The organism is Arthrobacter sp. TmtSoilC51, from assembly GCF_055388015.1.
In genome coordinates this window covers 4695590-4722142 of the sequence record NZ_AP035877.1, presented here as the reverse complement: position 1 = coordinate 4722142, position 26553 = coordinate 4695590, and the positions used below count along the sequence as shown (strand labels likewise).

Genomic DNA, 26553 nt, shown 5'->3' with positions numbered 1-26553 from the left:
GGTCCTCACCTTCTTACAAATCGGTACGAACGTGCCGGTTCCTCTAGTTTGCACCGTAAGAAGGGAGGAAACAAGGCGTCCCCAAGGGAAATCGGCACGAACGTACCGGATCATTTGGGGGACTTCAGCCCGCCGCCGCCTCCAAGCGCCGAAGCGCTGCAGCACGGCCCTTGTGTCCCCGGCGCTCATCGAAAATTATCGAGAGGCCAAGCACCACCATCATCTCCAGCATGCACAGAGGCAGGGATGCTCCCGCTGCCGCCATGGCGATGCTTCCCGCCAATGCGATCACCACCAGCGCTGAGCTCAAGAGAAGCTCCCGGTCTGGGCCAAGCATGACGCCGTAGAGAGTGGTGAGCGAAACCTTGAAGAGGACAATCGGGATGGCAATCGAGGCAACGGCGACGGCTCCACTGATGTGTGCCTCGTGATCAATGAAGTACGCGGCAACGTGGAGTCCGGCGCCGGTGGCAGCGATGGCTGCAAAAAGGGGGAGGTGCCCGTAGCCGAAGATCCACGAGCGGTGACGCTGTACGTGAAGGGCTGGGCCTGAAGGCAGGATGAAGTAAATCCACCACATGGCGAAGGCCAACCCTGTCCCGCTCAATCCAACCAAGGCAGCATCCAAGGTCCAGCCGTGGAGGGCAACGATTGCGCGCAGCGTTTCAATGGCGCCGATCAGGCACTCGCCCAGGGCAATAATGGCCAGGAGACCGTAGCGTTCGGCGATGTGGTGGGCATGCCAAGGGGTGCGGATCTTCCGTTCTGCGAAGTATGGCGCCGCCATCTCCAAGATGAACAACGGGGTTGCCATGAGGAAAGTAGTGGCGACGCTCGCATCAATCACGAGGACCGCGACCCACCCCACTTGTACGAGTGCAACGTATTTTGCGTACCGCAAACACGTTTCACGGCGTGCAGGGTCCTGACGGGCAGCGCGCAGCCACTGGAAGATCAGGGCCACGCGCATGATGATGTAGCCGAGCAGGATAGCGACGTTGTCCACGTGCTTGCCTTCGATGATCGAGTGGAACATCGGCTCTATGCCCATGGCCAGGATGAGCACGCCCACCATTTGGACCATGGTGACCACCCGGAACACCCAGTCATCGGTGTCGTATGCGCTGGCGAACCATGTGAAGTTGATCCAGGCCCAGATCACGGCAAACATGGCGAAAGCGAACGCAAGGAGTCCTGCCCAGAAATGCGCCTCCGCCACTGCATGGGCGAACTGGCCGCCGGCAACCCCGAAGGCAATAACAAACGTCAGGTCGAAGAAGAGTTCCAGCGGGGTAGCTGTGCGGTGCTTTTCGTGGGGATCGCGGCCGCCCATGCGGGCAAGGGCATGGCGCAGGGGATTCGTGGACATGGGTCAAAGATTACCGGTGCAGCTGTTCCCGCGCCGAGATCGCCGGAGAGCGTCCGAATTCGCCGGAACGCTCCGGCGAACTCGCAGCGTTCCGGCGAGCTCGCGGATGGAGCCCCTAAACACGTCCCAGCACATCGATGTCTTCGAGGAACTCCTGGTACACCTCATCGCTCACCGTCGTGCGGGTATCGGCGATGGCGTCGAGGTAGTCCTGTGTGACCGGCCCCTTCCGTCCGTTCGATGAAACGGTGGACGTCGCACCCGAAGTAGCGGCGTCGTCGTACACGGCCTTTTCCAAGGCGCGCTGGGAGGCGCTGCGCGCGGCGAACTCGATGTCCGCCGGCGAGAAGCCCTGGGTGCGTTCCACCAACTGGGCGATGTCGACGTCGTCCACAACGGTGGCGGGGATGAACCGCTGCCACATTGCCTCGCGGGCGTGGACGTCCGGCAGGCCGATGGGGATGACGTAGTCGAACCGGCCATGGCGCAGGAACGCGGTGTCCAGGGCGCGAATGAAGTTGGTGGCGCAGACCAGGAGACGGCCTGGCTGTTCGCGGAAAGCCGGGATGATCTTGAGGAGCTCGTTGGTGACGCCCTGCAGCGGCGACGGGGGATCGCCCGCGCGCTGCGAGGCGATCTCCTCCACTTCGTCAATGAACACCACGGCGTGTTCCAGCTCGGCGATTTCCAGGAACGTCTCACGCAGCGCCCCCGCGAGGCCCTTGGGATCCGATGCCAGGCGCGACGGGAACACCTCCACGAACGGCCACTCGAGCCGCGACGCAATAGCCTTGGCGAACGTGGTCTTGCCGGTGCCCGGAGGACCAAAAAGCACGACGGCGCGCGGCGGCACCACGCCGTACTCGTCGGCGAGGTCCGCCTCCGCCAACGGGAGGACCAACCGGCGTTCCAACAGTTCCTTCTCGCGCTTCATCCCCGCCACGTTTTCCCACAAGTCACGGGCAAGGATACGGCCACCCAACAGGCTCAGCGGCTCCAGCTCCTGGCGCTGCACGGGAATGGTCCGCTCGAAGTAGCGCAGGTTCTTCTTCACCACGAAGCCGCGGCCCAGGAATGCTTCCACCCGCGTCTCGGTTTCCGGCATGAGCGCGGACAGTTTGTTGAGGCCGTGCGGAGCCATCCGGTTTTCGACCGCGGACAGCAACGACGTGCCGATGCCGCGTCCGCGGAACTCGGTTAGCGTCGCAAGGAAAACGACCCAGCCTTGGTCATGCGCCGCACGCCCAACGGCGGCGCCAACCACTTGGTCGCCCTGGACGGCCACCACTGCATGGTCCTTTTCGCACGAGGCAAGGACCTCAGAAAGTGCGTACACGGGCTCCACGCCATCGGCCTTGAGTGACTCCCAGAGGTGCAGGATGCCGTCGAGATCGGACGAGTGGAAGTCCCTGATACGCCAGTTGGTCATGGGGTTTCTCCTGGGTGTGCTTGGTGGATCGCCGTTGATTCCTTGGAGTTGAGCATAGGCGAACCACCCGTCCCGTACGTTGCGGGCCCGTTGCGTTACGGCGAACCCACGACGGCGGCCTGTCGGCACCCGCTTTCGTCTCGGCGTCGCGCGCGCCATCTAGGATTGGCGCAACAGACCGGTTGTGGCGAACGTTGGCGAGGGGGAGCCGTGGGCTTGTTTTCCGGGAAGAGGATCAGCACGGCGTGCCTGATGGCTGCGTTGCTGGTGGGCACAACCTTGGCGCCGGCCGCGCACGCAGCGGACACGCAGGACGTGAAGGTCTATGGCCACCCGGTCGTGGGCGCTGTGCTGTCCGTGGAAGGCGCGCCGGCCTACTTCGCCAACTGCGGCGGAAACGGGGACCCTGGATACTCCATTCAGTGGTTTCGCGACGGGGACCCGGTTGCACCGGATCCCCGCTATACCCCATACCTCCATGTCGTGAACCTGGACGACCTCGGCGGACGGATCTCTGCGGTCGCCAGTGGTTCACCCACGAAGTGTGCCGGCAAGGTAGTGGTGACGCAGGAAACCGCAGTAGTAGAACGTGCCCCACTACGGGCTGCCGGGTTCACAGGCCGCGGAGTCTTCGAACTGCTGGGCCGAACCCATGACGGGACACTGATGCTTTACCTCGGCAAGGACACATCGAAGGGATGGAAGGAAAGCCGTCGGGTGGGCCCCGGATGGGGACTGTTTACCAGGGTCATTGCCGGGGGCGATCTGACCCACGACGGCATTGCCGATCTGATGGTCGAGAACACCTCGGAGACGCTCTACCGGTTCCCGGGAACAGGCGACGGCGGATTCCACACTGATAACGCCCAGGGCACCTGGGAGTGGAGCGCCATGGACAATGCGATTGGGCCCGGTGACTGGAACGGCGACGGACTCAACGATCTGCTGGCCAGCGACGCAACTGGCGATCTCTTCATCTTCCCGTCCCAGCCCTTTGGCAGTTGGAGTCCCCGGGTCAAGGTGGGCCAGGGCTGGGACGTGATGGACCTCCTGATCGGACCGGGTGACTGGGACGGTGACGGCAACGTGGACGTGTTGGCCAAGGACAAGACGGGCAGGCTGTATTTCTACGGCGGCGATGGCCACGGTAGCTGGACCACTGCTCGGCAGATCGGGCAGGGTTGGAATGCGCTGACGATGATTGGCAGTGCTGGCGACTTCAACCGGGATGACTTCAACGACGTCCACGGCGTCAACAGTGCCGGTGACCTCGTCATGTACTACGGCGACGGACGCGGCGGTTGGAAGGGCGTCGAGACCGTCGGTTGGGGCTGGAACATCTTCAACGGGCTCTACTGAAACGCCCAACCAAAGCAGCCCCTACTGGACCGGCCGCAACCGCAATCCTTGCATGCCGCCGTCGACGGCCAGGGAGGTTCCCGACTTCGAGCGGGTCGCGAAGGTCCGTTCCACAGCGGTCTGCAGCGCTGATGCCTCGCCGCGGGTCCGCAAGTCCACAGGCCGTAATCCCTGCAGAGCAGGGAGGGGATCATCATTCACAGCGCGTCAGAGACTCATCTATGTTTGTCAAGGCGTTGCCGTTGCTGAGGCATTGAGCGTGCGGTAGATCTGGCCAAGCAGTAAGAGCGGCCATAAAGCCAAAGATGGGACCGATATTCCGTGGACAGGTTATCCATAAAGCCGTGAAAACGGCCGCTCAACAGGATTCTGCGCTCAGCCACCTGTGGGTCTAGCGAGCAGGAGAATGCGGTCCTGACTTCCACGATACTACGAGCACTTGGTGGGACGTTACGACTCCGGGGCTGTTGGGGCCAGAACGTTAAGGCGTACTCCACTCCGTTCGGCAGCGGAATAGGCTTGTTTACACAATGACTTTGAAAGCACTGCAACAACAGTGGAAACCAGAAGACGGCCGCGCTTTGGCGGGGGAGGTGCTTCGGTTCCTCCACGGCACGCGAGACGACATGCCTGCGGGCGTTGGAATACACGATGGGCGGCATGACCTGAGGGGGCTGGCACTGCCCGGACCTACGCTTTGGCCCTACTGTGGTCGCCGGTGGTAACACTGCGGCGGTTCTGCCAGGGCAGTAGATTCAGTCGTCGACGAAAACCCGGAAGAGCCGCCGCAGCACAGATTCGGGATCCTCATGCATGGTAAAGAGCCGTTCGCGGTCTTGGTCGACGGTGGGCAGGTTGCCGTGACGAATTGAGAGCATATTAAATGGATGTCCTCCTAGCTGCATTGGTTCTCTGAGCAGCCAGGAGGACATCCCATATTTAGTTTGTACTAGCGAGCAAACACGTTTGCCCAGCTACCCCTTCCGGAGACGCCCACTTAGTCGAGGATCAGCTGCACACCATCGGCGGCTGTGAGTACGGGCGGGAGCTCGTTGCTCGGGCTTGGAGGCATCAATTCTTCCTCTGAAACTGTGCCACGAGCTGCGTACGCTGGCCAGAAGTTCATGCTCGCTCCCCACTGACTCAAAAGAGTGTCTATGGGGATGTAGCAACCGAGAATGGAACCGTTGTAGTTAAGGGCGCCGACGTGCATGCCAACAGCTCGCAGACCTTGGCTGTCCTGTCGCCAAACGGGACCGCCGGAATCACCTCCGGCTCGGGCATAGTTGGCGCAGTAGACGTAAACTCCGTTCCAATCCAAAAAGCGGTATTGGATCGTTCCTTCAGTCCAGCCTGTTGTATTGCCCATCTTGCCGACCGCAGTGCCGAGAGTCTGATCAGCACTGGGCATCTTTCCCGTTACATGCCCGCTGCCAGGAGCATTCCCTGTCTTCGGATCAACAATGGTCTGGTACACGTCGACGCCGGCGTCGGGTCGAACGAGCCCGGAGTCACCGTCAGTGCCGTTGTACTTTCGGTACTCCAGCGTGCCGAACTGGGCGCCCGTGCCGGACACCCGTTCCCCCACAGAAGCTCAGTCTCTCCACTTGAGGTGGTCATCCCCCAAGTGCGACCGCCCCGCCGTGATGTGCGGCAAATCTCCCTGGTGCGACAGCTTAGGGAGCGAAGTCCACCACGGAGGTCCTCAGCGAGGTCCACGTCGTGACGGTCCCCGCGGGATATCCGGGATAGTCCTTGAGCAACACGGACTGTACCCCGATGACCAGACCTGAGGCAGGATCGATAACGATGTTCGCTCCCGTCACTCCGTCAGATGATGCAATACCGATGGCGATGCCTGTGCGGTCGTCGATCATTGCGTGCCTGTCAGTCACCGTAACGCCGGGAATCAGGGCAGCTGCCTTGTATAGCGCGGCGCGCAGGTCAGCCGGAACGACTCCTGTCCGCAGGCCGTCCGCGATTGCCGTGAAAGCCTCACCGTCGGGGGACTTCCCGGCGCCCTTGGTGCGTTCGTAGATCAAATCCAGCAGAGCCCGTGGATCCCTAGGCAGACTCGCGGCCTCCCTTAACGGCGTACCAACGATGACGGTCGGCTCACTCCCATAGAAGACGCCGCCCGGGGAACGCAGAATCCCGACGAACTCAGGTTGCCCATCCGACTCGGCTTCCTGAGCCTTACGGACCTCGTCTGGCAGGGCCTTGGCTTCCTCGCTCGGCGAGTCCAAAATCAGGCGAGGTTCCCGGTTCCAGACCCATACATCTGCCCTGTCGGCTGGCACGTACATCTGGCTGTTTGTGGTCTCTTCCCATCTCACGTCGCTTACATCGGCAGCCTGCCCGCCCGTTCCAAAGACCGACCTCGTTGCGATCTTCAGATACTGGCCGGGTCCCACCACAGGGTCGGACGTTTGAATGGTTGCAGCGGCGGCGTTGTTCAGCACCTCGGCCGCCTCTGCTGTGGTTCCCGGACCTCCAGGTCTGACGACATCGGCAATGACGATACCGCCGACCAACAGCGCGGCAGCGGCAGAAGCGAAAAGGGCACGTCGCCGGAACCAGATGGGTGTAACGGTGGGTTTCCGCTGAGGTGCTGAGGTGACGGACGCTTGCACTTTGGCCATGACTTTTTCCCTGCCCCGGGCCAACTTAGCAGGTGGTGCTGAGCCGACATCGCTACGCATCTCGCGGAGCAGCTGAAGGTCGTCCATAGTGGTTCTCCGTTTCGGTAGGTCTTTCAAGGTTGAGCTGGGCTCGAAGTGTTTGCCGCGCACGGTTCAAGCGGGAACGAACCGTCCCGATCGGAACGCCCATGGCCTGGGCAATGCCTTCGTAAGTCAGATCAGCCCATGCGTAGAGCAACAACGTTTCCCGGTCGATCGCAGCCATATCCCGGAGGGCTTGAGCAACTCTCCCGGTGGCTACCTTGGCGTCGACCTCAGCAACGATCCGGTCTGAATCGTCGGCAGTTGCCTCGCGCTCCGCGGACCTGGCGGCCGCCTTGAGGACATTGGCTTCAGCCCGGTGATGTTGTCGAAGCAAGTTGGTAGCGATGCCGAACAACCATGGCCGGGCGTCGTCCCGGCTCGTGTCGTATCTTTCCAGATGCTCCCAAGCGACCAAGAAGGTTTCAGAGGTGACGTCGTCTGCGGCGAATTCCCCGGCTCTTCTGGCCGCATACCTGTAAATGGCTGAGGCATGCCGATCGTACAGCTCCCCGAAAACTGCGGGGCTGTCCCGGGACCGCCTGATGATTTCGCTGTCTGTGCTCACACTATGTATTGACCGCTGGCCACAAAAGAGTTCACGCAGCGGCCCTTCTTCCTCCCTTGGACCTCGATCACAGACTATCCGTGCCTTCGGATCTCATCTGGGACGCCGCCTTACTCAAGCACTTTGACAAGGTGCAGTGACGAACCGTCCCACTTGGGTTCGTAGTAGGAACCGCGTGGGAGCGCATGCGGACCGGGGAGGGTTTGGACGAGTTTCGCAGGGCAACGGCAACTGGTGGTTGCAGTGCAGTGGGATGGAATCGGCCGCGGACCCTTCGTTTGGTTGCAAGGATTGTCCTCCGCTTTGCGCCGGCCTGTAAAGCACTTGGTTGCCTTACATGCGGCTGGGCTGTTGTCCGTACAAGGCCACTTGTCGCAGCCGCCTGGGGCCCACTCGGACACCCTTGGCCATCAGTCGGTCGCTGCCCAGCTGTTCCGGCCCGTCACTCGCCCGGCATCTGCCAGCAGACCGAGCAGACAGGGCGTCGCTCGCTACGCTCACCCGTGCCTGGCACAAAGCGACATGCCACACAAGCGACAACCGATGGGTACCCGGTAGGCTACACAGGAGGCCGCCCAAGTGGTAGTGAGCTTTTGCTCTCATCGGTTGGATATCCAGCCTCCCATTGTCACTCGGTATCCAACCTCAAGCATGGACGAGGGGCACGACAGGATAACCACGCCGGGTCGGCGTGGACGGCTCGCAGTGGGCACAGCCCGCTTCAAGGCCAGGGGTTTCGGCGCCTGCCTAGGAAGGTTCGAAGTCCCACTGTCCATCTCTCTTCCTGACACAAGTGTCCCGCCTGGAATTGGGGGACCAGGCGGGACTTCCCCCGTACCAACCCAGCCTGACAGTTTCTGGGAGAACAGGTTTCCGCTCCGAGAACAAATCCCATTAGTGCGTGAAAAAACTGTACATCCGCGAACATCACCGCAGGTCAGCGGCCTGCCGCTCCGCGAGACCACAGCCCGTGAGCCAACTCAGGAGCCAGCCCCAACCAAAGCAGCCCCTACTGAACCGGCCTTAGCCGCAGACCCTGCATGCCGCCGTCGACCGCCAGGGAGGTGCCCGACGTCGAACCGGACAGCGGACTCGCGAGGTAGGCGACGGCACCTGCGACCTCTGCCGGGTCCACCATCCGACCATGGGGCTGGCGGGCATTGAGGGCGGCGCGCTCAGCTGCAGGGTCCTCGGCGGAATCCAGGAGTCGGCCCACCCAGGGCGTGTCCACCGTGCCCGGGTTAACGCAGTTCACGCGGATGCCCTCGCGGACGTGATCGGCAGCCATGGCAAGCGTCAAGGACAGTACTGCACCCTTTGACGCCGAATACAGCGCCCGTTGGGGAAGCCCGGCGGTGGCGGCAATCGAGCAGGTGTTCACGATGGCCGCGGACGGCGACTCGCGCAAGTGTGGCAGTGCCGCACGGCTGACCCTCGCAATTCCCACGACGTTGATGTTCAGGACCCGGAGCCACTCGTCGTCGTCGTTAGCGGCGATGTCGCCTTGGGCGCCTATGCCGGCGTTGTTGACCACGATGTCCAGGCGGCCAAACTGCTTGGCAACGGTTTCGACGGCGGTCCGCACCGAGGCGTCATCGGCCACGTTGCATTCCACGCCGAAGTGCGGGCTGGTTTCCGGTGTCAGGTCCAGGACGGCAACTTGCGCGCCACCGGCGGCGAGCCGGTCTGCGATGGCCGCACCAATGCCGGAGGCTCCGCCGGTCACGAGTGCTGCCAGGCCTTCGAATTCCTGGCCCATTGGGGATGCCATCAGGCGTTGATGTGGGCAGGGGCGGCGGAAACAGCCCCGGCCTGCGCGCGGTAGTATTCCTGCCGCTGGCGTCCCAGGCCGTCAATCTCGAGTTCCACCACGTCCCCGGGCTGGATGTACGGGAATCGACCGGAGAGGGCCACACCTTCGGGTGTGCCTGTGATGATGACGTCGCCGGGCTCGAGGACCATGTACTGGCTGAGGTGGTGGACGATCGTGGCGGGGTCGAAAATCATGTCCGAGGTGTTTGAGTCCTGGCGGGCTTCGCCGTTCACCAGGGTCCTCAGGCGGAGGTTGCTGGCATCCACGTCAGCTGCGGGAACCAGCCATGGGCCCAGGGGAGTGGAGGCGGGAAGGGACTTTCCCTTGGTCCACTGTCCGGCGGCTCCGGGAATCTGGTAGTCGCGCTCGGAGAGATCATTGGCCACGGCGTAGCCCGCGATGCATGCTGCTGCTTCGCCCACCGAGGAAAGGTAGGACGCTTCCTTGCCGATCACGATTGCCAGTTCCACCTCCCAGTCATACTTTTCAGCCCCCGGCGGGATGGGTGCGGCGTCGAATGGGCCACTGATGGTGTTGGACGGCTTCAGGAAAACCACTGGAACTTCGGGCGGATTTGCGCCGGATTCGGCAGCGTGCGCGGTGTAGTTCAGGCCAATGGCAATCACGGCGCCGGGCCGGGCAATGGGAGCGCCGATACGCAGGCCCTCCGCGGAAATTTCCGAAAGTTCCCCGGATTTGAGGGCTTCGCGGGTGCGGGCGAAACCGTCCGAGGCGAGGAAACCGCCGTCGATGTCGTTGGTCAGCGGCGAGAGATCGAAGTACTTCTGTGTACCGTGGGCGTCTTGGGCGATGACTGCCGGTTGTTCGTTTCCGGCTGTACCGAGCCTGGCGAATTTCAAGGTCATGGCTTCCTCCGTGCGTTGGGACCAACATCCGAGCTCTAGTGTGCTGTTTCCGTCCATAATACGGAAATATGACCCATTGACAAGGTAGACATCGGATGTTTAGCTCTACCTAGATTAACGACCGGCTGCCAAGCAAGGAGCGCAATGAGCGTCATCACTGCAGTGGACACTTTCGATATCCGCTTTCCCACTTCACAGGACCTCGATGGCTCGGACGCCATGAATCCGGACCCCGACTATTCAGCGGCCTACCTGATTATTCGCACCGACGCCGAAGACGGGCATGAAGGCCACGGCTTTGTTTTCACGATCGGGCGCGGGAACGAGGTAGAGACGGCCGCCCTCGACGCGCTCCGGGAGCACATCCTGCGCCGCAACGTGGAGGATCTCCTGGACGACATGGGCGCTACCTGGAGGCTGATGGCGCACGATTCCCAACTCCGCTGGCTTGGCCCGGAGAAAGGTGTGATGCATATGGCGATCGGCGCGGTGGTGAACGCCCTCTGGGACCTGAAAGCCAAGCGGGCAGGACTGCCGCTCTGGGAGCTGCTCGCAGACATGAGTTCTGAGGAACTCGTGGCCGTAGTGGACTTCCGGTACCTCACCGATGCCCTCACTCCGGATGAAGCGCTGGCGATTCTTCGCGCAGCGGAGCCGGGCAAGGAGCAACGCAAAGTAGCCCTTCGCGCTGAAGGCTACCCGGCGTACACCACGACGCCGGGATGGCTGGGTTACAGCGACGAGAAACTCACACGCCTGGCCAAGGAAGCGGTGGCCGATGGGTTTGCACAGATCAAGCTCAAGGTAGGCGCCTCTTTGGAGGACGATATCCGACGCGTAGGCATTGCCCGCGAGGCAGTGGGACCGGATATCAAGATCGCGGTCGACGCCAACCAGCGCTGGGATGTGCAGGAAGCCATCGATTGGATGGCCCACTTGGCGCCCTATGACATCGCCTGGATAGAGGAACCCACGAGTCCTGATGATGTCCTGGGGCACGCGGCAATTGCCCGCGGGGTTGCCCCCATCCCTGTCGCAACAGGGGAGCACGTCCAAAACCGCGTGGTGTTCAAGCAGATGCTCCAAGCTGGTTCCCTCCAGGTCCTGCAGATTGATGCAGCCCGTGTAGCAGGGGTCAACGAGAACATCGCCATCCTGTTGCTCGCTGCCAAGTTCGGGGTGCGGGTGTGTCCGCACGCCGGCGGCGTGGGGCTGTGCGAGGCAGTACAGCACCTGTCCATGTTCGACTTCGTTGCCGTCTCGGGTACCAAGGAAGGCAGGATGATCGAGTTCGTGGACCATCTGCACCAGCACTTCATCACCCCTGTGGACGTCCGCAGCGGCGCCTACTGGCCGCCGTCGGCTCCGGGTGCGGGCAACGAAATGGTCCGTGAAACACTGGCCGAATATGCCTTCCCCGACGGCCCCGTCTGGGCCCCCAGCAAAGAAGCCGAGCCCACCAGGAAGGTATCCCGTTGATCCAGCACGCACCTTGGTTCGAAGAAGCACGCTTTGGCATGTTCGTGCACTGGGGCCTCTACGCCCTGCCCGCCCGGCACGAGTGGGTGATGAACCGGGAGGAAACCACTGTGGAGGAGTATTCCAAGTACTTCCGCCGTTTCGACCCCGACCTCTACGATCCCCGCGAGTGGGCACGGGTCGCCCGCAGGACCGGCATGAAATACGTGGTCCTCACTACAAAGCATCACGACGGCTTCTGCCTGTGGGACTCAGCCCTGACGGACTACAAAGCGACCAACACGCCAGCGGGCCGTGACCTGATCGCGTCCTACGTGGAAGCGCTGCGGGCTGAAGGGCTCAAAGTCGGTTTCTACCATTCGCTGATCGACTGGCACCACCCGGACTTCACCATCGACGGCGTGCACCCCCAACGCAACGCAGCCGACGTCGAAAACCTCAACGCCGGACGCGACATGGCGCGCTACCGAGAGTACCTGCACGGCCAAGTGCGCGAGCTCCTGGGTAACTACGGCAGCATCGACTACCTGTTCTTCGATTTCTCCTACGCGGGAACCGAACACGCAGAGTTCTGGGGTGGCAAGGGTGCCAAGGACTGGGACTCGGAAGCCTTGCTCGCCATGGTGCGGGAACTGCAGCCGGGGATAGTGGTCAACGACCGCCTGGGTATTCCCGGAGACTTCGTCACTCCGGAGCAGTACCAGCCGGCCGGGCCCATGATGGTGGACGGCGTCCCCGTCACCTGGGAGGCCTGCCAGACCCTGAACGGCAGTTGGGGTTACGACCGTGACAACCTCAACTACAAATCCGTGGACCTGCTCATCCGAATGCTGGTGGATGGCGTCTCCAAGGGCGGCAACCTCCTGCTTAATGTCGGTCCAACTGGCAGGGGCAGCATCGACCCCCGGGCGCTCGCCTCCCTGGAAGGGATCGGCGAGTGGATGAAGCTGCATTCCCGCTCGATTTACGGCGCGGGGACCTCGCAGTTCACGGCACCTCCGGATGCCCGCTACACCCAGCGCGGCAACAGGCTGTACGTGCACCTCTTCGCCTGGCCTTTTGAATACGTCCATCTCCCGGACCTGGCCGGCAAAGTGGAGTATGCCCAACTCCTGAACGATGCGTCCGAGGTCTTCCTGGAAGAGGTGGATCCCGCACAGCAAGCCATGAACATGACTCCCGGAGGCCAACCGGCAGGTACCCTGACCATCAAGCTCCCCGTCCAGCGGCCCGATGTCGCTTTGCCCGTTCTTGAGCTGTTCCTGAAGCCCGGGGTCGCAGAGTGACTCAGAGCATCGCCCTCCATACGCGGCTCAAGCCTGGAACCGAAGAGGCATACGCTGACGCCCACGCGAACATTCCGCCCGAACTCGTTGAAGCCCTTAAAGGAGCCGGTGTACGGAATTGGAGGATCTGGCGCAGCGGGCTGGACCTTTTCCATGTGGTGGACGTCGAGGACTACCAAGCCATGCGCCATGCGCTCGCGGACCATCCAGCCAACGTTCCGTGGCAGGCTCGAATGGCAGAACTTCTTGAGGTTGAGGACGATTACTCCGGGAACGATTTGGGTATCCAGAAAGTATGGGAACTGCCATGAACTCTGAACCACTCAATCTCGGCAGGCTCGGATTCGGCGGTGCCGGCATCGGAAACCTGTACAAGGCCATCCCCGATGGCGAAGCCCTGGCCACTGTCTTGGCCGCCTGGGATTCAGGATTCCGTTACTTCGACACCGCTCCCCACTACGGCCTTGGCTTGTCCGAGCAGAGATTGGGCGCCGTCCTCCGGGACAAACCCCGTGAAGACTTCGTTATCTCCACCAAAGTGGGCCGCTTGCTGAAACCCAACGGCTCCGGTGGCCGTGACCCCGAGGGCTTCGATGTCCCCGCCACCAGCACGCGCGTGTGGGACTTCTCCGAAGCCGGAGTCCGACGCAGCCTGGAGGATTCCCTGGAGCGCCTGGGCTTGGACCACGTTGACATCGCCTACCTCCATGACCCCGACGTCCACGATCTCCAGGCAGGAATCGCGCATGCCTTGCCCGCTTTGGAGAAGCTGCGCGCCGAGGGCTTGGTCAAAGCCATCGGCGTCGGCACCAACTCCGCGGAGGCCGCCCTTGAGTGTGTCCAGGCCGCGGACCTGGACCTTGTCATGCTCGCCGGCCGGTACACGCTGCTCGAGCAGCCCAGCGTCCCGTTGCTGGACCGCTGCGTGGAGCGCCGCACCGGCGTCGTCAACGTCGGTGTGTACAACTCCGGGCTCCTCGCCCGTCCCGAAGTCCCTGAAGACGCGCACTACAACTACGACCGCGCCCCGCGTGCAGTGGTTGAGCGTGCGCGTGCACTTGCGGCTGTCTGCCAGGACTTCGGGGTGGAACTTCCGACGGCGGCACTCCAGTTCCCCTTGCGGCATCCGGCCGTGGTGAACGTGACAGTCGGGGCCAGTAGGCCTGAACAGGTCACCTCGAACGCCCGCCGTATGCGGGAATCCGTGCCGGAAGAATTGTGGGACGCGTTGGAGGCGCTGGGGCGTGATTGACGCGCATCTGCACCTGTGGAATCTCGATACCTTCGTAACGGGAGGTGTCCGGCCCTACCCATGGCTGGGTCCGCAGCACAGCGCGCTGTTCCGCAGCTTCGGCGAGGATGAGGCAGGTGAGGTCCTGGCCGCAGCGGGAATCAGGGGAGCAGTGCTGGTCCAGGCGGACGATACGGTTGCTGACACTGAGAGCATGCTGGCCGTTGCCGCGAGGAATCCTTGGGTACTCGGCGTCGTGGGGTGGATCCAACTGGACTCTCCCGCGGAAGCCGCGTCCCAACTGGACCGCTTCGCCGCCCATTCCGTTTTCAGGGGCGTGCGGCACCTGGTGCACGATGATCCCCGGGATAACTTCCTTGACCTGCCCGAGGTCCGCGAATCACTGGCCTTGGTTGCTGCACGCGGCCTCGCCTTCGATGTCCCGGATGCCTTCCCTCGGCATCTCGGTGCCGCCGTCCGGCTTGCCCGCGATTTTCCGGAGCTGACTGTTGTTCTGGACCATCTAGGCAAGCCGCCCCTTGCCGACGCCGCTGCGATGGACGTCTGGCGCTCTGATTTTCGGGAACTTGGGCGGCTGCCCAACACGGTGGCCAAAGTGTCCGGGTTGCACCTGCCCGGCATCGAGTACTCCGCTGATTCGTTGCGGCCCTTGTTCGACGAAGCACTGGAAGCCTTCGGTCCCGATCGCTTGATGATCGGCAGCGACTGGCCGGTCAGCACCTTGGGTGCGCCCTACGGCAGGACGTTGGATGTGTTGTTGGAGCTCATCTCTTCGCTGGGCGTCCCTGAACAGGATGCCGTGCTGGAGGCGACAGCGATCCGAACCTACGGACTGCCTGTCACACCCATTCCCCAGGCTTAGGGTTCACAGGGTTTAGAGCGCCAGCCGCAGCCAGTTCTCCACGCCGCTGATGTGGACCGTCACGAGTGCCCGGACGAGTTCGGCATCGCGGCGTTCCAAGGCGTCGACGATGGCGCGGTGTTCTGCCAGTGTGTGGGCCACGGCTTTTTCCTGCGTCAGTCCACGCCAGATCCGGGCTCGGACTGTGCTGCTGGACAGGGCTTCCAAGAGGCTGCCAAGGTAGTCGTTTCCGGCGGCCTCGGTGATGATTCGGTGGAATTCGAGATCGTGGGCTACGAGTTCTTCGACGTCCGTATTTTCGTCGATCCCATCCATGGTGGCACGGAGGGCAGTGAGCTCATCCGGGCCGATCTTGCCGGCGGCAAGGTGGGCGGTGGCGGGTTCCAGGATTCGTCGGACCTCAAAAAGCTCCAGGATGGAACGGTCCTGATGAAGGTCAACCACAAAAGCTACGGCTTCGTTGAGGAGTTTGGCGTCGAGGCTGGTGACGTAGGTTCCATCGCCGCGGCGAACATCGAGCACGCGGATCAGCTCCAGGGCCTTTACTGCTTCACGCAGGGAACTCCGCGAAAGGCCGAGCCTTTCGCTCAGTTCCTTCTCTGGTGGCAAGCGGTCGCCGGCCTTGAGTTCGCCGCGGATCAGCATGTCCTTAATCTTGCCAATCGCCTCATCTGTGACAGCCATGGACCAATAGTAGTCGCCAATCATCGGATGTCTGGCTTAGGCGCGTTCCCCTAGTTGGGTTCGTTAACCAACGACGGCGGCACTTGCGTTCCGTTGTCACGGAACCCAGGTGCCGCCGTCGGGCGCTGTTTGGGGCTGTTGTTAGGAGTCGCCGCCGCGCATGGGACGGTTCGCAACCACCGGGGCGCTGCCGGTGTAGCCGTCTCGGGTCGCAGCAAGCTCGTGGATCTGCTTGCGGCACAGGTACCAGCCCACCACCATGAGTGCACACGCGATGGCCGTGACCAGCATGGTGAGCGGGGAATCGATGAAGACCATCACCAAGACGCCCACCAGGAACAGGAGCGAGAGGTAGCCCGTGTAAGGCGCCCCGAACATCCGGAATGACGGGCGCTTGAGCCAGCCCTTGTCTGCCCAGCGTTTGAGCTGCATCTGGCACAGGACGATGGTGGCCCAGGTGACGATGATGCCAACGGAGGCAACATTCAGGACGATCTCGAACGCCTGTGACGGGACGAGGTAGTTCAGCGGAACGCCAAGCAGCGAGACGCCGGCAGTGATCGCAATGCCACCGTAGGGAACACCGGCCTTGTTCATGCGCTGGGCAAATTTCGGGGCGGAGCCGGCAACAGACATCGAGCGCAGGATACGGCCGGTGGAGTACAGGCCGGCGTTCAGCGAGGACAGCGCCGCGGTGAGGACCACGAGGTTCATGATGACGTCCACGCCCTGGATGCCGATGGAACCGAAGAACGTCACGAACGGGCTGACGCCCTTCTCGTACGAGGTGTACGGGAGCAGCAGAGCCAGGAGGATAACCGAGCCAACGTAGAACACTGCGATTCGGAAGACCACGGAGTTGATGGCCTTGGGCATGATCTTCTCCGGGTTGGGAGTTTCACCGGCAGCGGTGCCGATGAGTTCGATCGATGCGTAGGCGAACAGCACACCCTGCATGAGGATGATCATGGGAAGAATGCCGTTGGGGAAGATGCCGCCATTGTCCGAGAGGAGGCTGAAGCCAACTTCCTGGCCATCGACGGGGGTGCCGAAGATGACGAAGTAGCTGCCTACCACCAGGAAGGCCACCAACGCAGCGACCTTGACCAGGGCGAACCAGAATTCAAGCTCGCCGAAGACCTTGACCGAAACCAGGTTCAAGCAGAGGACCACGACAAGTGCGATAAGCGCCCAGGCCCACTGCGGAACGACTCCGATCCAAGGGACATATTTGCCAAAGAAGTTCATGTACAGCGCCGCTGCTGTGATGTCCACAATGGTGGTGGTGGCCCAGTTGATCCAGTAGAACCAGCCAGAAACAAAGGCTGCCTTCTCACCGAAGAACTCACGGGCGTAAGAAACGAAGGATCCCGACGACGGGCGGTGGAGAACGAGTTCACCGAGCGCGCGGAGGATCAGGAAAGCGAAGAAGCCACAAACGGCATACGCGATGACGAGGGAAGGGCCAGCTGCGTTGAGGCGGCCACCAGCGCCGAGGAACAGGCCGGTGCCGATTGCACCGCCGATCGCGATCATCTGGATCTGGCGGGGCTTCAGATCCTTGTGGTAGCCCTTGTCCTCCGTGTGGAGGGCTTTCTCGCTGGCATGCGCCTGGGCCGGGACCGTGTGGTCCGTGATGGGTGGGTTGGTCATTGGAATCCTTAGGGGTGTCCTGTTGGGGGTGTCCTGAACGCGTCCGGTCGAGGGCCGGAGCGCAGGACAGGGCCTCGTGGGGTGTGCCGTATCGGGCGGGCTCTCTTGAGCCGCTGGGCTTACTGGCCGGTTTCGGCTTACTTGCTCAGGTTTGCCAGACGTTCCGGGCTGAGCAGTTCCTCAAGCTGGGCAGCGGTCAGCAGACCGTGCTCCAGGACGAGTTCTGCAACACCCTTGCCGGTAGCCAGCGCTTCTTGGGCGATGGCCGTGGCGGAGGCATAACCGATGTGGGGGTTCAATGCCGTGACGAGACCGATCGACTGCTCCACGGTAAGCCGTAGCCGTTCGGTGTTTGCGGTGATGCCCCGGACGCAGCGTGCCGTAAGGGTGCGGCACGCTGCTTCCAGGTGGGAGATGCTCTTGTGCAGGCTGTGCACAATGATCGGTTCGAAGGCGTTCAGCTGAAGCTGGCCCGCCTCCGCGGCCATGGTGACTGTGACATCGTTGCCGATTACCTCGTAAGCCACTTGGCTGACCACTTCCGGGATCACCGGATTGATCTTGCCGGGCATGATCGACGAGCCGGACTGTACAGCCGGCAGGTTGATCTCGCCCAAACCCGCACGCGGTCCGGAGGACAGCAGGCGGAGGTCGTTGCAAATCTTGGAGAGCTTAACTGCCACGCGCTTGAGCACACCGGACAGGTGCACGAAGGCGCCGACGTCCTGCGTGGCCTCGATGAGGTCAGCCGACGTGAGGAGCGGAAGGCCAGTGATTTCTGCCAGGTGACGGCAGGCAGCATCTGCGTAACCGACCGGAGCGTTCAGGCCCGTGCCAATGGCGGTGGCTCCAAGGTTGATCTCATGGATCAGCATGTGGGACTCGTCCAGGCGCGCACGGTCCTCGCCGATGGTCACCGCGTATCCGCCGAATTCCTGTCCCAAGGTCATGGGAACGGCGTCCTGAAGCTGGGTGCGGCCCATCTTCACAACCGTGCGGAATTCACGGCCCTTCTCGGCAAATGCCAGCTCGAGTTCTTCCAGCGCGAGGAGGAGTTCCTTCACGGAGAAGATCGTGGCGAGGTTCACCGCGGTGGGGTAGACATCGTTGGTGGACTGGCTCAGGTTGACGTGGTCATTGGGGTGCAGCTTGGAGTAGTCGCCCTTGGGGTGGCCAAGGATTTCCAAGGCACGGTTGGCGATGACCTCGTTGGCGTTCATGTTGGAACTCGTACCCGCGCCGCCCTGGATCACATCCACCATGAACTGCTCCTGGAGCATGCCATCCATGACGTCCTGGCACGCCTGATCGATGGCTCCGGCGCGTTCGGCATCCAGCAGGCCGAGCTCATGGTTGGTGCGAGCTGCCGCTTGTTTTACCGCAGCGAGGCCGCGGACCAAGTGGCGGTTGGTGGACAGCGGCTGTCCTGTGATGGGGAAATTCTCGATTGCCCGGAGGGTGTGAACGCCCCAGTAGGCGTTCGCGGGAATATCGCGGTCCCCCAGGAGGTCGTGTTCGGAGCGGATGGGGATCGCCTGATCGACGGTGGTCATAGCTGTCCTTGGTTTAGTTCTTGCTGAAAAATTGCGCTGCGCGGAGCTCGCCGACCGGAAGGCCGCCGCCCAGCACCGGTGGGCTGTGAAGCGTGTCCAAGCTGCCGTCGTCGACCCCCAACTGGCGGAGAATCTCAACGGTGACGGGCATCCGCGCGCGGTCACCGCCGTCGGAGATCTTCACGGCGATGCCGCGGCCGTCCGGCAAGCCCACCAGTTGGAGGCCTTCAAAACCGTCCTTGGCAAGCAGCCCCGGGACGGCGCGCATCAGCGCGGTGACGTCGCGGCCTTCACCGGCGACCATCTCGGGGAAGCGGCGCATGGCGTGGGCAACTTTGCCCTCGTGGGTGCTTTGGTCAGCGGCGGCCAAGCGGCCATAAGCGCGGGCCATGCCGTGCAGCGTGTGGGCAAACAGCGGTGTGCCGCAGCCATCGGTGCTCACAGCCGCCGCATCCTCGCCGGTCAGTTCGGTGATGGTGTCACGAACCAGGACCTGAAGCGGGTGTTCCGGGTTCAGGTAGCCCTCCACCGGCCAACCGTTGATAACGCAGACTGCAGTCATGGAGGCGTGCTTGCCGGAGCAGTTCTGCGCAAGTTGGGTGGGGCCGTTGCCGGCGCGGAGCCACTCTTCGCGCTCAGCGACGCCGTATGGCAGGTCCGTGCTGTTGCCCAGCACCGCTTCGGTCAGGCCATGAAGCGCCAGGATTTCGGCGGCGCCGTCGCGGTGCATTGCCGCGCCGGAATGGCTGGCGGCTGTGAGGGCGAGGAGGTTCTGGGGGATGTCCAAGCCGGCGCGGAGGAGTGCTACGGCCTGGAGCGGCTTAAGGGAGGAGCGCGGGTACATCGGCGCGTCCGGCTCGCCGGCTTCGATGGCACTGCTGCCATCGGCATTGAGGGCGATCAGCGATCCGTAGTGGATGCTCTCCACCAAGCCGTCGCGGGTCTGTTCGACGAGCGGGACGTGGCTTGGCGTTCTCTGTGCTGTTTGGGCCGCTGCTGCCGCGGTCACTTGGGGCATGGTGTCCTTTGGGTGGTTCATTTGCTGAGGATCGTGTCCAGTGCGACGCTGACGGCCTGAAGGTGATCGGCCATCGCTTTGCTCGCGGCTTCGGCGTCGCCTGCTTCGATTGCGTTCAGCACGGCAACATGTTCCTCGTCCGAGCGGTGTTGCCGGTCGGCGACGAGGTTGAGGGTTTCGGACTGGTGGGCCAAGGCGTCACGGATATCGGAGACGACGCTGGCGAACACCCGGTTGCCGCTGGCCCGGGCGACGGCGGAATGGAAGCTGGCGTCCAGGTTAACCCAGGCCTCGGGATCGTTTTCATTGAGCATTTCCTGGACGATGTCCTTCAGGTGCTCAAGTTCTTCTTCCGTGCGGCGCTGGGCTGCCAGTCCGGCTGCGGGAATCTCAATGTGTGGACGTGCTTCGTTCAGATCACGCGCACTGTACTGACCCAAGGTAAGGTCATTGGCGACCTTGTTGGCCACAATGAACGTGCCCTTGCCGGTCTTGGTCACGGTCAGCCCCAGCGTGTTGCAGGACCGCAGGGCTTCGCGGATGACCGAGCGGCTCACACCGTACTGGGCTGCGAGCGTTGCTTCAGAGCTCAGCTTGGTACCGATATCGAACTGGCCGCCCTCGATGGCCCTCCTGAGTGCTGCGAAGACCGCCTCAGCCGCGGAAATGCGCGAGATCGGCGTATGCCCAGCGGAAGAGCCTTGGGGGGCTGGCTGTCCGGCTGTCCGGCTGTCTGACAGGTTCACGTTATCGAATATGGCACGGGTCACAAGGCCGTGTCAACGCTGAAAGGCTTGCTTCAGGCTTTGGTGGCTGGCGGCTAGCTCATGGTTGACACAATGGACCATGCTCTTCACGAAAAAGTCGCTCACCGCCCAAGGTTTCACAGGCTTCCGACCCCTGGACGAGCTCGACGTCATGCGCGTCCCCCAAGGTCCGGGGGTCTTTGCCCTGCTTTGCCCCGCCGGCTTCGAGCCCGTTTACCTGAACAAGAGCACCGCGGGAACCTTCAAGAAAAAGGACCCGTCACTCAAGCGCGAGGCTCTGGAAGCGGAGTGGGTTCCGGACGCTTCCCTGCTGTACCTAGGCAAAGCCAGCGCCGGAAGCCAGGGGAACCGGGGGCTTCGGAAGCAGATCCAGGAGTTCATGGATTACGGCCGCGGGCGACCCACCGTCGTCTGGGACGCCCGCCTCATCTGGCAGCTCCGGGATGCCTTGGACCTGATCATCGCGTGGAAGGAACTCCCTCCTTCCGAGGTGAACGCAGCCGAGGCCGCCTACCACGCTGATTTCGTTGCGACCCATGGCCGACTACCGTTTGCGAACCTGGTTCAGGCCCGATCCAGGAAGTAAGGCGTCAAGTACGACGGCGGCACGCGGCTTGCGTTGAGGGCCTGCCACAGGAGCCGCGAACGGCGCATAATGTCATGCATGACGGCCAGTAACCCCGCTGGAGGCAAACCGCATGGATCCCGGATCACCATCGAGGTGCCTGTCCTCCGCGTAGGTGCCGGGCAACCCGATTATGAGGGACTGAGCCGTTACGTCGACTCTCTTCGCAGGCCGCAAGGGCTGCACATGACGTTGCTCCACCTGGGTATTCTCGATGACTTGGTCCAGGACATTGAAGCCTGGACCAAAGGAATGTCGCGGCCAGAGAACGTACTTCCGGAGATTGTGGGTTGGTTGACGGAGTTGCCTGTATTGCAAGGGTTCCTGGGGAAGTCGGACAAACTGATCCCTCTGGGTGGGGGCCGTCTCATGGGATTGGAAGTGGACGTTCCCCAGGAGGTGCATGACTATCAGGCCCTTCTGGTTCAGGGGCTCCATGTGCTTTTGGATGACCTGGGCCTGGACAACATTGACGACTTCATCCTGAGCTCACCGGCCCTTGGCTACAGGTCACCACGCTGGTTGCCCCATATCGCCGTTGGCAAGGCCCGGACCCGCCACGAGCCGCCGATGGAGATTGCCCCAGTGCCCGTTGAATTCGGGGACTCGCAGATCCGGAACCGGGACTCGCTTCCGCCCCTGGGCTGAACGCTTTTGTCCTGTCACGGTAAATTGGTCGGGACTCCCGTTTCCCAGCCCAAGGACTTCCATGCAGCCCCGCACCCTGTTTCGTACCGTTGCTTTTGCCGAAGCCGTGACGTGGACGCTGTTGCTGATCGGGCTGTTCCTTAAATACGTCACGCACACCACAGACCTAGGCGTGAGCGTAGCCGGAGGCATCCACGGCTTTGTCTTCCTTTGCTATGCAGCCACAGCCGCCTTCACGTGGATCAACCAGAAATGGCGGGCCCGAACAGGTCTGATCGCCATCGTCTCAGCGGTGATCCCATACGCCACGATTCCCTTGGAAAAGTCGCTCGATCGTCGGGGTCTCCTTGCTGGCGGGTGGCGACTGGCTGAGGGGAGAGAGGAACCTCAAGGCGGACTGGAGAAGGTGCAGGCTTGGGTTCTCGGAAACCCGATCCTGGCCGTTGTGATTGTCTTGGCGGGCGTGGCTGGCGTGTTCAGCTTCCTTCTCTTCATGGGGCCGCCGGACACGTGGTTCTCCTGATCCCGTTGCGCTCCGCGGCTTCCAGACCTTCTTTGCACCTGCTCTTTGCGGACCATGCTTCACAAGCGATGGGAAGCATATTGGATAGGCTCCCCATCGCTGCCCTCGAAATCGGTTGGGATTCGAGCCCGATGAGCGCCCGGATCGAAGGGAACAGGACTTCGATTGTTGATGCTGTCTCAGGGGTCCAACGGGCTGGTCGCGCCGGCCATCCAGCGTGGGCTAGAAGCGGCCCGTTTTACCAAGACGGAAACAGATGCTCTCATCATCATTGCCCGGAAGACTGAGGTGAAGGCGGCGGACCTTCAATCTGCGTTCCCTGGTTCTGCGGCATCCCGGAGCCAAGGAATCCGGAGACTCTTGGAGCGAGGAGTCATCGAACCGATTGGTGACGGGAAGCGAAGCTACCGGCTTCGCCTCGCGCCCAGTGTATTGACGCCGCTCTTGGTGAGGGAACTGGACAGGCGGGACTTCCTTCCTGCCATTCTGCACGACTCACCCTAAAGCCGAGGAGCCTCGGGGCAGCCCCAGGATTTGGGGTTTTCCTGGCAGGTGTCGGCGACGAGTGCTCGTTCTGTTTTCCAGACCTGGATGGTTTTGGGTGGGGTGGTTAGGTCCAGTGTTCCGTTGATGGGCAGTGGTGGGCCGTTGTTCACGGAGTAGGTGCCGGTGAAGCTGGTGGTGATGGTGGCAGGGTAGTTGCCTGTTTCTGTGTAGATGTGGCTGGTGCGGGTTCTGTTGAGGAGCCAGTCGGCTTCGGGGATGGCGTAGCCGGCTGCGGGGGTGGGGCCGAGGCTGGTGGTGTCGCCGAAGTTGTAGGTGAAGCTTGCCGGGGTGGCGGTCAGGTGGACGGCTTGGCCGAGGATGATGACGTTGAAGGCTTGTTCGGTGGCGGTGGTGTAGAAGTTTGTTGGCCCGCCTTTGAGGGTGTGGGGGAAGGGTTGGGCTTCGAGGGTTCCTGGGTTGATCGGTAGTTGGCGGAAGTCGTTCAGGATCCGGGCTGCGATGTTCGCCAGGACGTTCTCGGGTTGGGCGTCGTACAGGCAGGTGGGTCCGCTGATCGCCGGATAATCTGTCCACTGCGGATTCGCGATTGACTTCGGAGCTTGCCTCCAGATCACAGGTGTTCCTTCTTCACCACCAGGTGTTTTGGCAGGGCATTCCATCGCTAGGCATCCCTTGTCCGGAGTGTCCGTACCACCCGAGCGGCAGTGAACATCCGGCATGTACTGGTAGGGATCGTCCGGGGCGGATGAGCCGTCCAGCTTGGGCACTGATTTGCCGGTGGCGGGATCGAATTGCCACACAGCGCCGACGTAGGCCGAGCCTTCCTGGAAACCTGCATCTGGGGCAGGCTCTGATCTGGATTCGGTCTTCGGGTCTAAAGCGATCCTGGTGACTGTGACCTCCTCGAAAGTTGGAATGAGCAGTGTGACAGCAAGTGCAACCGCGTACGCCGCTTTAAGAGGCCTCATCGGATGATGCCCACATCTGTGGTCTGCCAAGAACCGTCACGATAGTCAGCAAAGAAGGCAGCCGCGTCATTGGTTGCTGCGGTAGCCGAACGACTTTCCGACCCTCCTCGATCGAAGTAGTGAATTTCCTGCTGGATTAGCTGCAACTTGCCCTCCTGCGAAGACAACGCTGGATCCCAGAGCACTTCGACTACAGGCGTCTGAAACGTTCCCCCTACAAGCCAGCGATCGTCCATGTAGTTGGCGTTTATGGATTTTACGAGATGACCGCAGAGCACACATGTCATTGACGAGTGCTCCATAACAGCAGTCGTTTCGCCTGTCTCATATGCGTAGCTGAACAACTGAAACCAATACCGGATAAACGCCTCCAGCCCCTCCTTTGTGTTCTCCTTCGCCACCTCGGGCATCACAGGCACCGGCACATTCTCTGCCTTGCCCTTCGCGTCGGCTGGCTTGTACACGCCTGGGGGAGCGGAAGTGGCCGAGGCCGAAGGACCTTGCGGCGAACCGCTCGAGGTGGGCGACGCCGTCGTCGTGCTTGTTTCGGAAGGTGCGCTGCCCGAGGTGCTGCCGCCCTGGCAACCAGTGAGAAGTAACGAGGCTGTCAGTCCGAAGACCGCTCCTCGAACAAGGGCACGTGAAGAATTGGCAGAAAGGCGTGACATGACAGGCTCCCCCAGCAGCTGTTTGGCGATGTGTCGGCCAGTCTAGGCGGGGCTGTATGTGGGATTCACGTCGAAGAGAACCGGTTGTGGATAACTATCGGCCGAAGCAGCAGAGAGACTGCTGGATCATTCGCCCAGGCAACCCGCCGATCCCAATTTTTCCGCGGTCTTGAATCCATGACCACCCCGATGATCCAGCAACAGCGCGCCGAATTCCCAAAGGCCCAGAAACAGCAACTACCCCCGCAATTTTTCCATGTCCCGCCGGTCCTTCTTGGTGGGTCGGCCGGCACCGCGGTCGCGCTGGGGAAGGCCGAGCTTTGGAGCCACCGGCCGCGGGGGAGTGTGGTCGGTGAAGCAGTGGGACGCAGCCTCGGCGCCGACGCGTTTCGCGATCAGTCGCCGTACTTCGAGGATCCGTTCCCACCCGGATTCGCGCACGCGGATGGTGTCGCCAATGATCACAGTTTGCGACGCTTTGACAGGGTTGCCATTGATGCGAATGTGTCCCGCACGGCAAGCAGTTGTGGCCGCGGAACGGGTTTTGTAGGCGCGGATCGCCCACAGCCAAGCGTCGATGCGGACGGTTGCTGGGGAAGAAGTCGGGCTACTCATGATTGACACGAGTCTAGTCCCGGCGACAGTGCCAAGGGAGAACGCGGAAAGTGCGAGACCGGGGGAATGCTTCGAGATCGCAGGGAAAGGTCCGGGCGAACACGCAGCGTTCCAGCGTTTTCGAGGCAGGAGCCATTCTCGGTGGGAGGGCCGCCCCGGGAAACCCCTACCGAACAGTCACCTCAACCCGTTGGGCCATATTGTTCCCGATGCCCTGGTAGTTCCACACCTGGTCGCTCGGCTGCAGCGCACCTGAGGAGTCCATGGCACGGCACCGCAACTCGTGCTCGCCCGGGCTCGCGACCCAGACCATGGTCCATGAACGCCAGGCAAAGTCACCTACTGCGGGTTCCAGGTGGGCCGGCATCCACTCGCCGTCGATCCCCACCTCCACCCGTTCCACTTCTCCGTGCCCTGACCACGCCCTGCCGTGCAGCATGACAGGACCAGCATCGACTACCCGGCGTCGGGTAAAGAAGTCAGGAATCCCTGGGGGCACCATCAGGGATCGGACGCGAATATGTGTCACCGGCAAGCCTGGCCCATCGGGCCCCTGGAGATAGTGATACGCAACTGCCTGTTGGAATCCCATGAAACGTGAAGTCACTGCCTCAATGGACGTCAGCCACTTCACACTTGCCATCCCATACCAGCCGGGCACCAGGAGCCGCAGCGGGAAACCGTGCTGGATCGGTAGCGGGTTGCCGTTCATGGCGTAGACCAACATGACTTCAGGGTGCATCGCTTCGGCGATCGAAAGACTGCGGGCGTACGGCTCCTCGACCCCACCTTGGATACCGCTGTCGGCGCCCGTAAAGACAAGTTCGACGGCGTCACTCGCCAACCCTGCCTCCTCCAGCAGTGGTGCCAAAGGAGTTCCGGTCCATTCTGCTGTGCCTACGGCTCCCAGCACCCACGGTTGGCTGAGGGGGCGAGGCTGCAAGAGCGAACGTCCGTTGCCTGCGCATTCCAGGGTGACTGGCATGGTGACAGCTGGCCGCGCCTTGATGTCGTCGAGACTCAGTTCCAAGCTGTGATCAACCGCGCCACCGAGTCGCAGGCGCCATGCCTCAGCGGATACGTGCGGGATATCGAAGTGAATCAGCAGGTAGTGCAGCCCGGCCGGCGTGATGTCGTCGTGAAGGGCTTCGAGCGGCATTGAATGGTTGCGGCCGGAGAGCTGCAGCTCTTCGTGGGTCAGGGGACCTTCGGTCGGCTGTCCCGGGATGACGGCTTTCGCCGCATCTTGCTTGACATGGGGTTTGGACATGGGAGGCGGCGTTCTACTGGACCTGACGCTGCGGCGTGCCGCAGCACT

Annotated in this window: 28 protein-coding genes; 10 read left to right on the top strand and 18 right to left on the bottom strand. The window is 62.3% G+C overall.

Features of this window, described 5'->3' with window-relative positions:
- Positions 1-124 precede the first annotated feature (124 nt).
- Together ACZ5G6_RS21565 and ACZ5G6_RS21560 are read right to left on the bottom strand one after the other, a co-directional pair.
- Positions 125-1369: a low temperature requirement protein A gene (locus ACZ5G6_RS21565; RefSeq protein WP_498688028.1), complete on the bottom strand. Its 1245-nt coding sequence runs from the start codon at positions 1367-1369 to the stop codon at positions 125-127.
- Positions 1370-1484: 115 nt separating this feature from the next.
- Positions 1485-2798: an ATP-binding protein gene (locus tag ACZ5G6_RS21560; protein ID WP_223934826.1), complete on the bottom strand. Its 1314-nt coding sequence runs from the start codon at positions 2796-2798 to the stop codon at positions 1485-1487.
- A gap of 210 nt (positions 2799-3008) precedes the next feature.
- On the opposite strand from ACZ5G6_RS21560, the gene ACZ5G6_RS21555 reads away from it, so the two are divergent.
- Complete coding sequence (locus tag ACZ5G6_RS21555; RefSeq protein WP_498688025.1) at positions 3009-4157, top strand: FG-GAP-like repeat-containing protein; 1149 nt, start codon at positions 3009-3011, stop codon at positions 4155-4157.
- Positions 4158-4178: 21 nt separating this feature from the next.
- On the opposite strand, the gene ACZ5G6_RS21550 is transcribed toward ACZ5G6_RS21555, so the two are convergent.
- The 7 genes from ACZ5G6_RS21550 to ACZ5G6_RS21520 form a co-directional block, all read right to left on the bottom strand.
- Positions 4179-4316: a hypothetical protein gene (locus tag ACZ5G6_RS21550; RefSeq protein WP_223934823.1), complete on the bottom strand. Its 138-nt coding sequence runs from the start codon at positions 4314-4316 to the stop codon at positions 4179-4181.
- A 596-nt stretch (positions 4317-4912) separates the two neighbouring features.
- Positions 4913-5035, bottom strand: coding sequence for a hypothetical protein (locus ACZ5G6_RS21545; protein ID WP_498688022.1), 123 nt, complete (start codon positions 5033-5035; stop codon positions 4913-4915).
- A gap of 119 nt (positions 5036-5154) precedes the next feature.
- Positions 5155-5733, bottom strand: coding sequence for a chymotrypsin family serine protease (locus tag ACZ5G6_RS21540; RefSeq protein WP_498688020.1), 579 nt, complete (start codon positions 5731-5733; stop codon positions 5155-5157).
- A 100-nt stretch (positions 5734-5833) separates the two neighbouring features.
- Positions 5834-6886: a CU044_5270 family protein gene (locus ACZ5G6_RS21535; protein WP_498688018.1), complete on the bottom strand. Its 1053-nt coding sequence runs from the start codon at positions 6884-6886 to the stop codon at positions 5834-5836.
- Complete coding sequence (locus tag ACZ5G6_RS21530; protein ID WP_498688017.1) at positions 6852-7448, bottom strand: RNA polymerase sigma factor; 597 nt, start codon at positions 7446-7448, stop codon at positions 6852-6854. The genes ACZ5G6_RS21535 and ACZ5G6_RS21530 overlap by 35 nt, the downstream gene beginning before the upstream one ends.
- Before the next feature lie 1009 nt (positions 7449-8457).
- The gene (locus tag ACZ5G6_RS21525) at positions 8458-9219 is read right to left on the bottom strand and encodes an SDR family NAD(P)-dependent oxidoreductase (RefSeq protein WP_498688013.1); all 762 of its coding nucleotides are present in this window, start codon (positions 9217-9219) and stop codon (positions 8458-8460) included.
- A complete protein-coding gene (locus tag ACZ5G6_RS21520) occupies positions 9219-10127 on the bottom strand; it encodes a fumarylacetoacetate hydrolase family protein (RefSeq protein WP_223934819.1) in 909 nt (302 codons plus the stop codon). The genes ACZ5G6_RS21525 and ACZ5G6_RS21520 overlap by 1 nt, the downstream gene beginning before the upstream one ends.
- 144 nt (positions 10128-10271) lie before the next feature.
- On the opposite strand from ACZ5G6_RS21520, the gene ACZ5G6_RS21515 reads away from it, so the two are divergent.
- The 5 genes from ACZ5G6_RS21515 to ACZ5G6_RS21495 are packed head-to-tail and all read left to right on the top strand — an operon-like array spanning position 10272 to position 15006.
- Positions 10272-11606: an L-fuconate dehydratase gene (locus ACZ5G6_RS21515; protein WP_498688010.1), complete on the top strand. Its 1335-nt coding sequence runs from the start codon at positions 10272-10274 to the stop codon at positions 11604-11606.
- On the top strand, positions 11603-12892 hold the full coding sequence (locus tag ACZ5G6_RS21510; protein WP_498688008.1) for an alpha-L-fucosidase: 1290 nt from the start codon (positions 11603-11605) through the stop codon (positions 12890-12892). The genes ACZ5G6_RS21515 and ACZ5G6_RS21510 overlap by 4 nt, the downstream gene beginning before the upstream one ends.
- Positions 12889-13203, top strand: coding sequence for an L-rhamnose mutarotase (locus tag ACZ5G6_RS21505; RefSeq protein ID WP_498688007.1), 315 nt, complete (start codon positions 12889-12891; stop codon positions 13201-13203). Before ACZ5G6_RS21510 ends, ACZ5G6_RS21505 begins: the two co-directional genes overlap by 4 nt.
- A complete protein-coding gene (locus ACZ5G6_RS21500; RefSeq protein ID WP_498688005.1) occupies positions 13200-14144 on the top strand; it encodes an aldo/keto reductase in 945 nt (314 codons plus the stop codon). The genes ACZ5G6_RS21505 and ACZ5G6_RS21500 overlap by 4 nt, the downstream gene beginning before the upstream one ends.
- Entirely contained in the window at positions 14137-15006 is an 870-nt protein-coding gene (locus tag ACZ5G6_RS21495) for an amidohydrolase family protein (RefSeq protein ID WP_498688003.1), read from the top strand. Before ACZ5G6_RS21500 ends, ACZ5G6_RS21495 begins: the two co-directional genes overlap by 8 nt.
- Before the next feature lie 12 nt (positions 15007-15018).
- On the opposite strand, the gene ACZ5G6_RS21490 is transcribed toward ACZ5G6_RS21495, so the two are convergent.
- The 5 genes from ACZ5G6_RS21490 to ACZ5G6_RS21470 form a co-directional block, all read right to left on the bottom strand.
- Positions 15019-15690: a FadR/GntR family transcriptional regulator gene (locus ACZ5G6_RS21490; RefSeq protein ID WP_498688000.1), complete on the bottom strand. Its 672-nt coding sequence runs from the start codon at positions 15688-15690 to the stop codon at positions 15019-15021.
- A 141-nt stretch (positions 15691-15831) separates the two neighbouring features.
- Positions 15832-17343 (bottom strand): amino acid permease, encoded by a 1512-nt coding sequence (locus ACZ5G6_RS21485; protein WP_498687999.1) that lies wholly within the window; start codon positions 17341-17343, stop codon positions 15832-15834.
- Positions 17344-17480: 137 nt separating this feature from the next.
- Complete coding sequence (locus ACZ5G6_RS21480) at positions 17481-18896, bottom strand: aspartate ammonia-lyase (RefSeq protein WP_498687997.1); 1416 nt, start codon at positions 18894-18896, stop codon at positions 17481-17483.
- Positions 18897-18909: 13 nt separating this feature from the next.
- Entirely contained in the window at positions 18910-19914 is a 1005-nt protein-coding gene (locus ACZ5G6_RS21475) for an asparaginase (RefSeq protein ID WP_498687996.1), read from the bottom strand.
- A 17-nt stretch (positions 19915-19931) separates the two neighbouring features.
- A complete protein-coding gene (locus tag ACZ5G6_RS21470) occupies positions 19932-20660 on the bottom strand; it encodes a FadR/GntR family transcriptional regulator (protein ID WP_224093488.1) in 729 nt (242 codons plus the stop codon).
- Positions 20661-20760: 100 nt separating this feature from the next.
- On the opposite strand from ACZ5G6_RS21470, the gene ACZ5G6_RS21465 reads away from it, so the two are divergent.
- From ACZ5G6_RS21465 to ACZ5G6_RS21450, 4 genes are all read left to right on the top strand, one after another.
- A complete protein-coding gene (locus tag ACZ5G6_RS21465; RefSeq protein WP_498687993.1) occupies positions 20761-21267 on the top strand; it encodes a hypothetical protein in 507 nt (168 codons plus the stop codon).
- Positions 21268-21345: 78 nt separating this feature from the next.
- Positions 21346-21954 carry a hypothetical protein gene (locus ACZ5G6_RS21460; RefSeq protein ID WP_498687992.1) on the top strand — a complete coding sequence of 203 codons (609 nt, stop codon included), beginning with the start codon at positions 21346-21348 and terminating at the stop codon, positions 21952-21954.
- Between the two features lie 61 nt (positions 21955-22015).
- Complete coding sequence (locus tag ACZ5G6_RS21455; protein ID WP_498687990.1) at positions 22016-22477, top strand: DUF3817 domain-containing protein; 462 nt, start codon at positions 22016-22018, stop codon at positions 22475-22477.
- 171 nt (positions 22478-22648) lie between these two features.
- Positions 22649-22981 (top strand): hypothetical protein, encoded by a 333-nt coding sequence (locus ACZ5G6_RS21450; RefSeq protein WP_498687988.1) that lies wholly within the window; start codon positions 22649-22651, stop codon positions 22979-22981.
- Here ACZ5G6_RS21450 and ACZ5G6_RS21445 read toward each other — a convergent pair.
- The 4 genes from ACZ5G6_RS21445 to ACZ5G6_RS21430 form a co-directional block, all read right to left on the bottom strand.
- Entirely contained in the window at positions 22978-23952 is a 975-nt protein-coding gene (locus ACZ5G6_RS21445) for a hypothetical protein (RefSeq protein ID WP_498687986.1), read from the bottom strand. The two genes, ACZ5G6_RS21450 and ACZ5G6_RS21445, sit on opposite strands and share 4 nt — an antisense overlap.
- A complete protein-coding gene (locus ACZ5G6_RS21440; RefSeq protein ID WP_498687983.1) occupies positions 23949-24620 on the bottom strand; it encodes a DUF6318 family protein in 672 nt (223 codons plus the stop codon). Before ACZ5G6_RS21440 ends, ACZ5G6_RS21445 begins: the two co-directional genes overlap by 4 nt.
- A 237-nt stretch (positions 24621-24857) precedes the next feature.
- Positions 24858-25235, bottom strand: coding sequence for an RNA-binding S4 domain-containing protein (locus ACZ5G6_RS21435; protein ID WP_223934799.1), 378 nt, complete (start codon positions 25233-25235; stop codon positions 24858-24860).
- Between the two features lie 166 nt (positions 25236-25401).
- Entirely contained in the window at positions 25402-26505 is a 1104-nt protein-coding gene (locus ACZ5G6_RS21430; protein WP_223934798.1) for a sulfite oxidase, read from the bottom strand.
- Between the last annotated feature and the right edge of the window lie 48 nt (positions 26506-26553).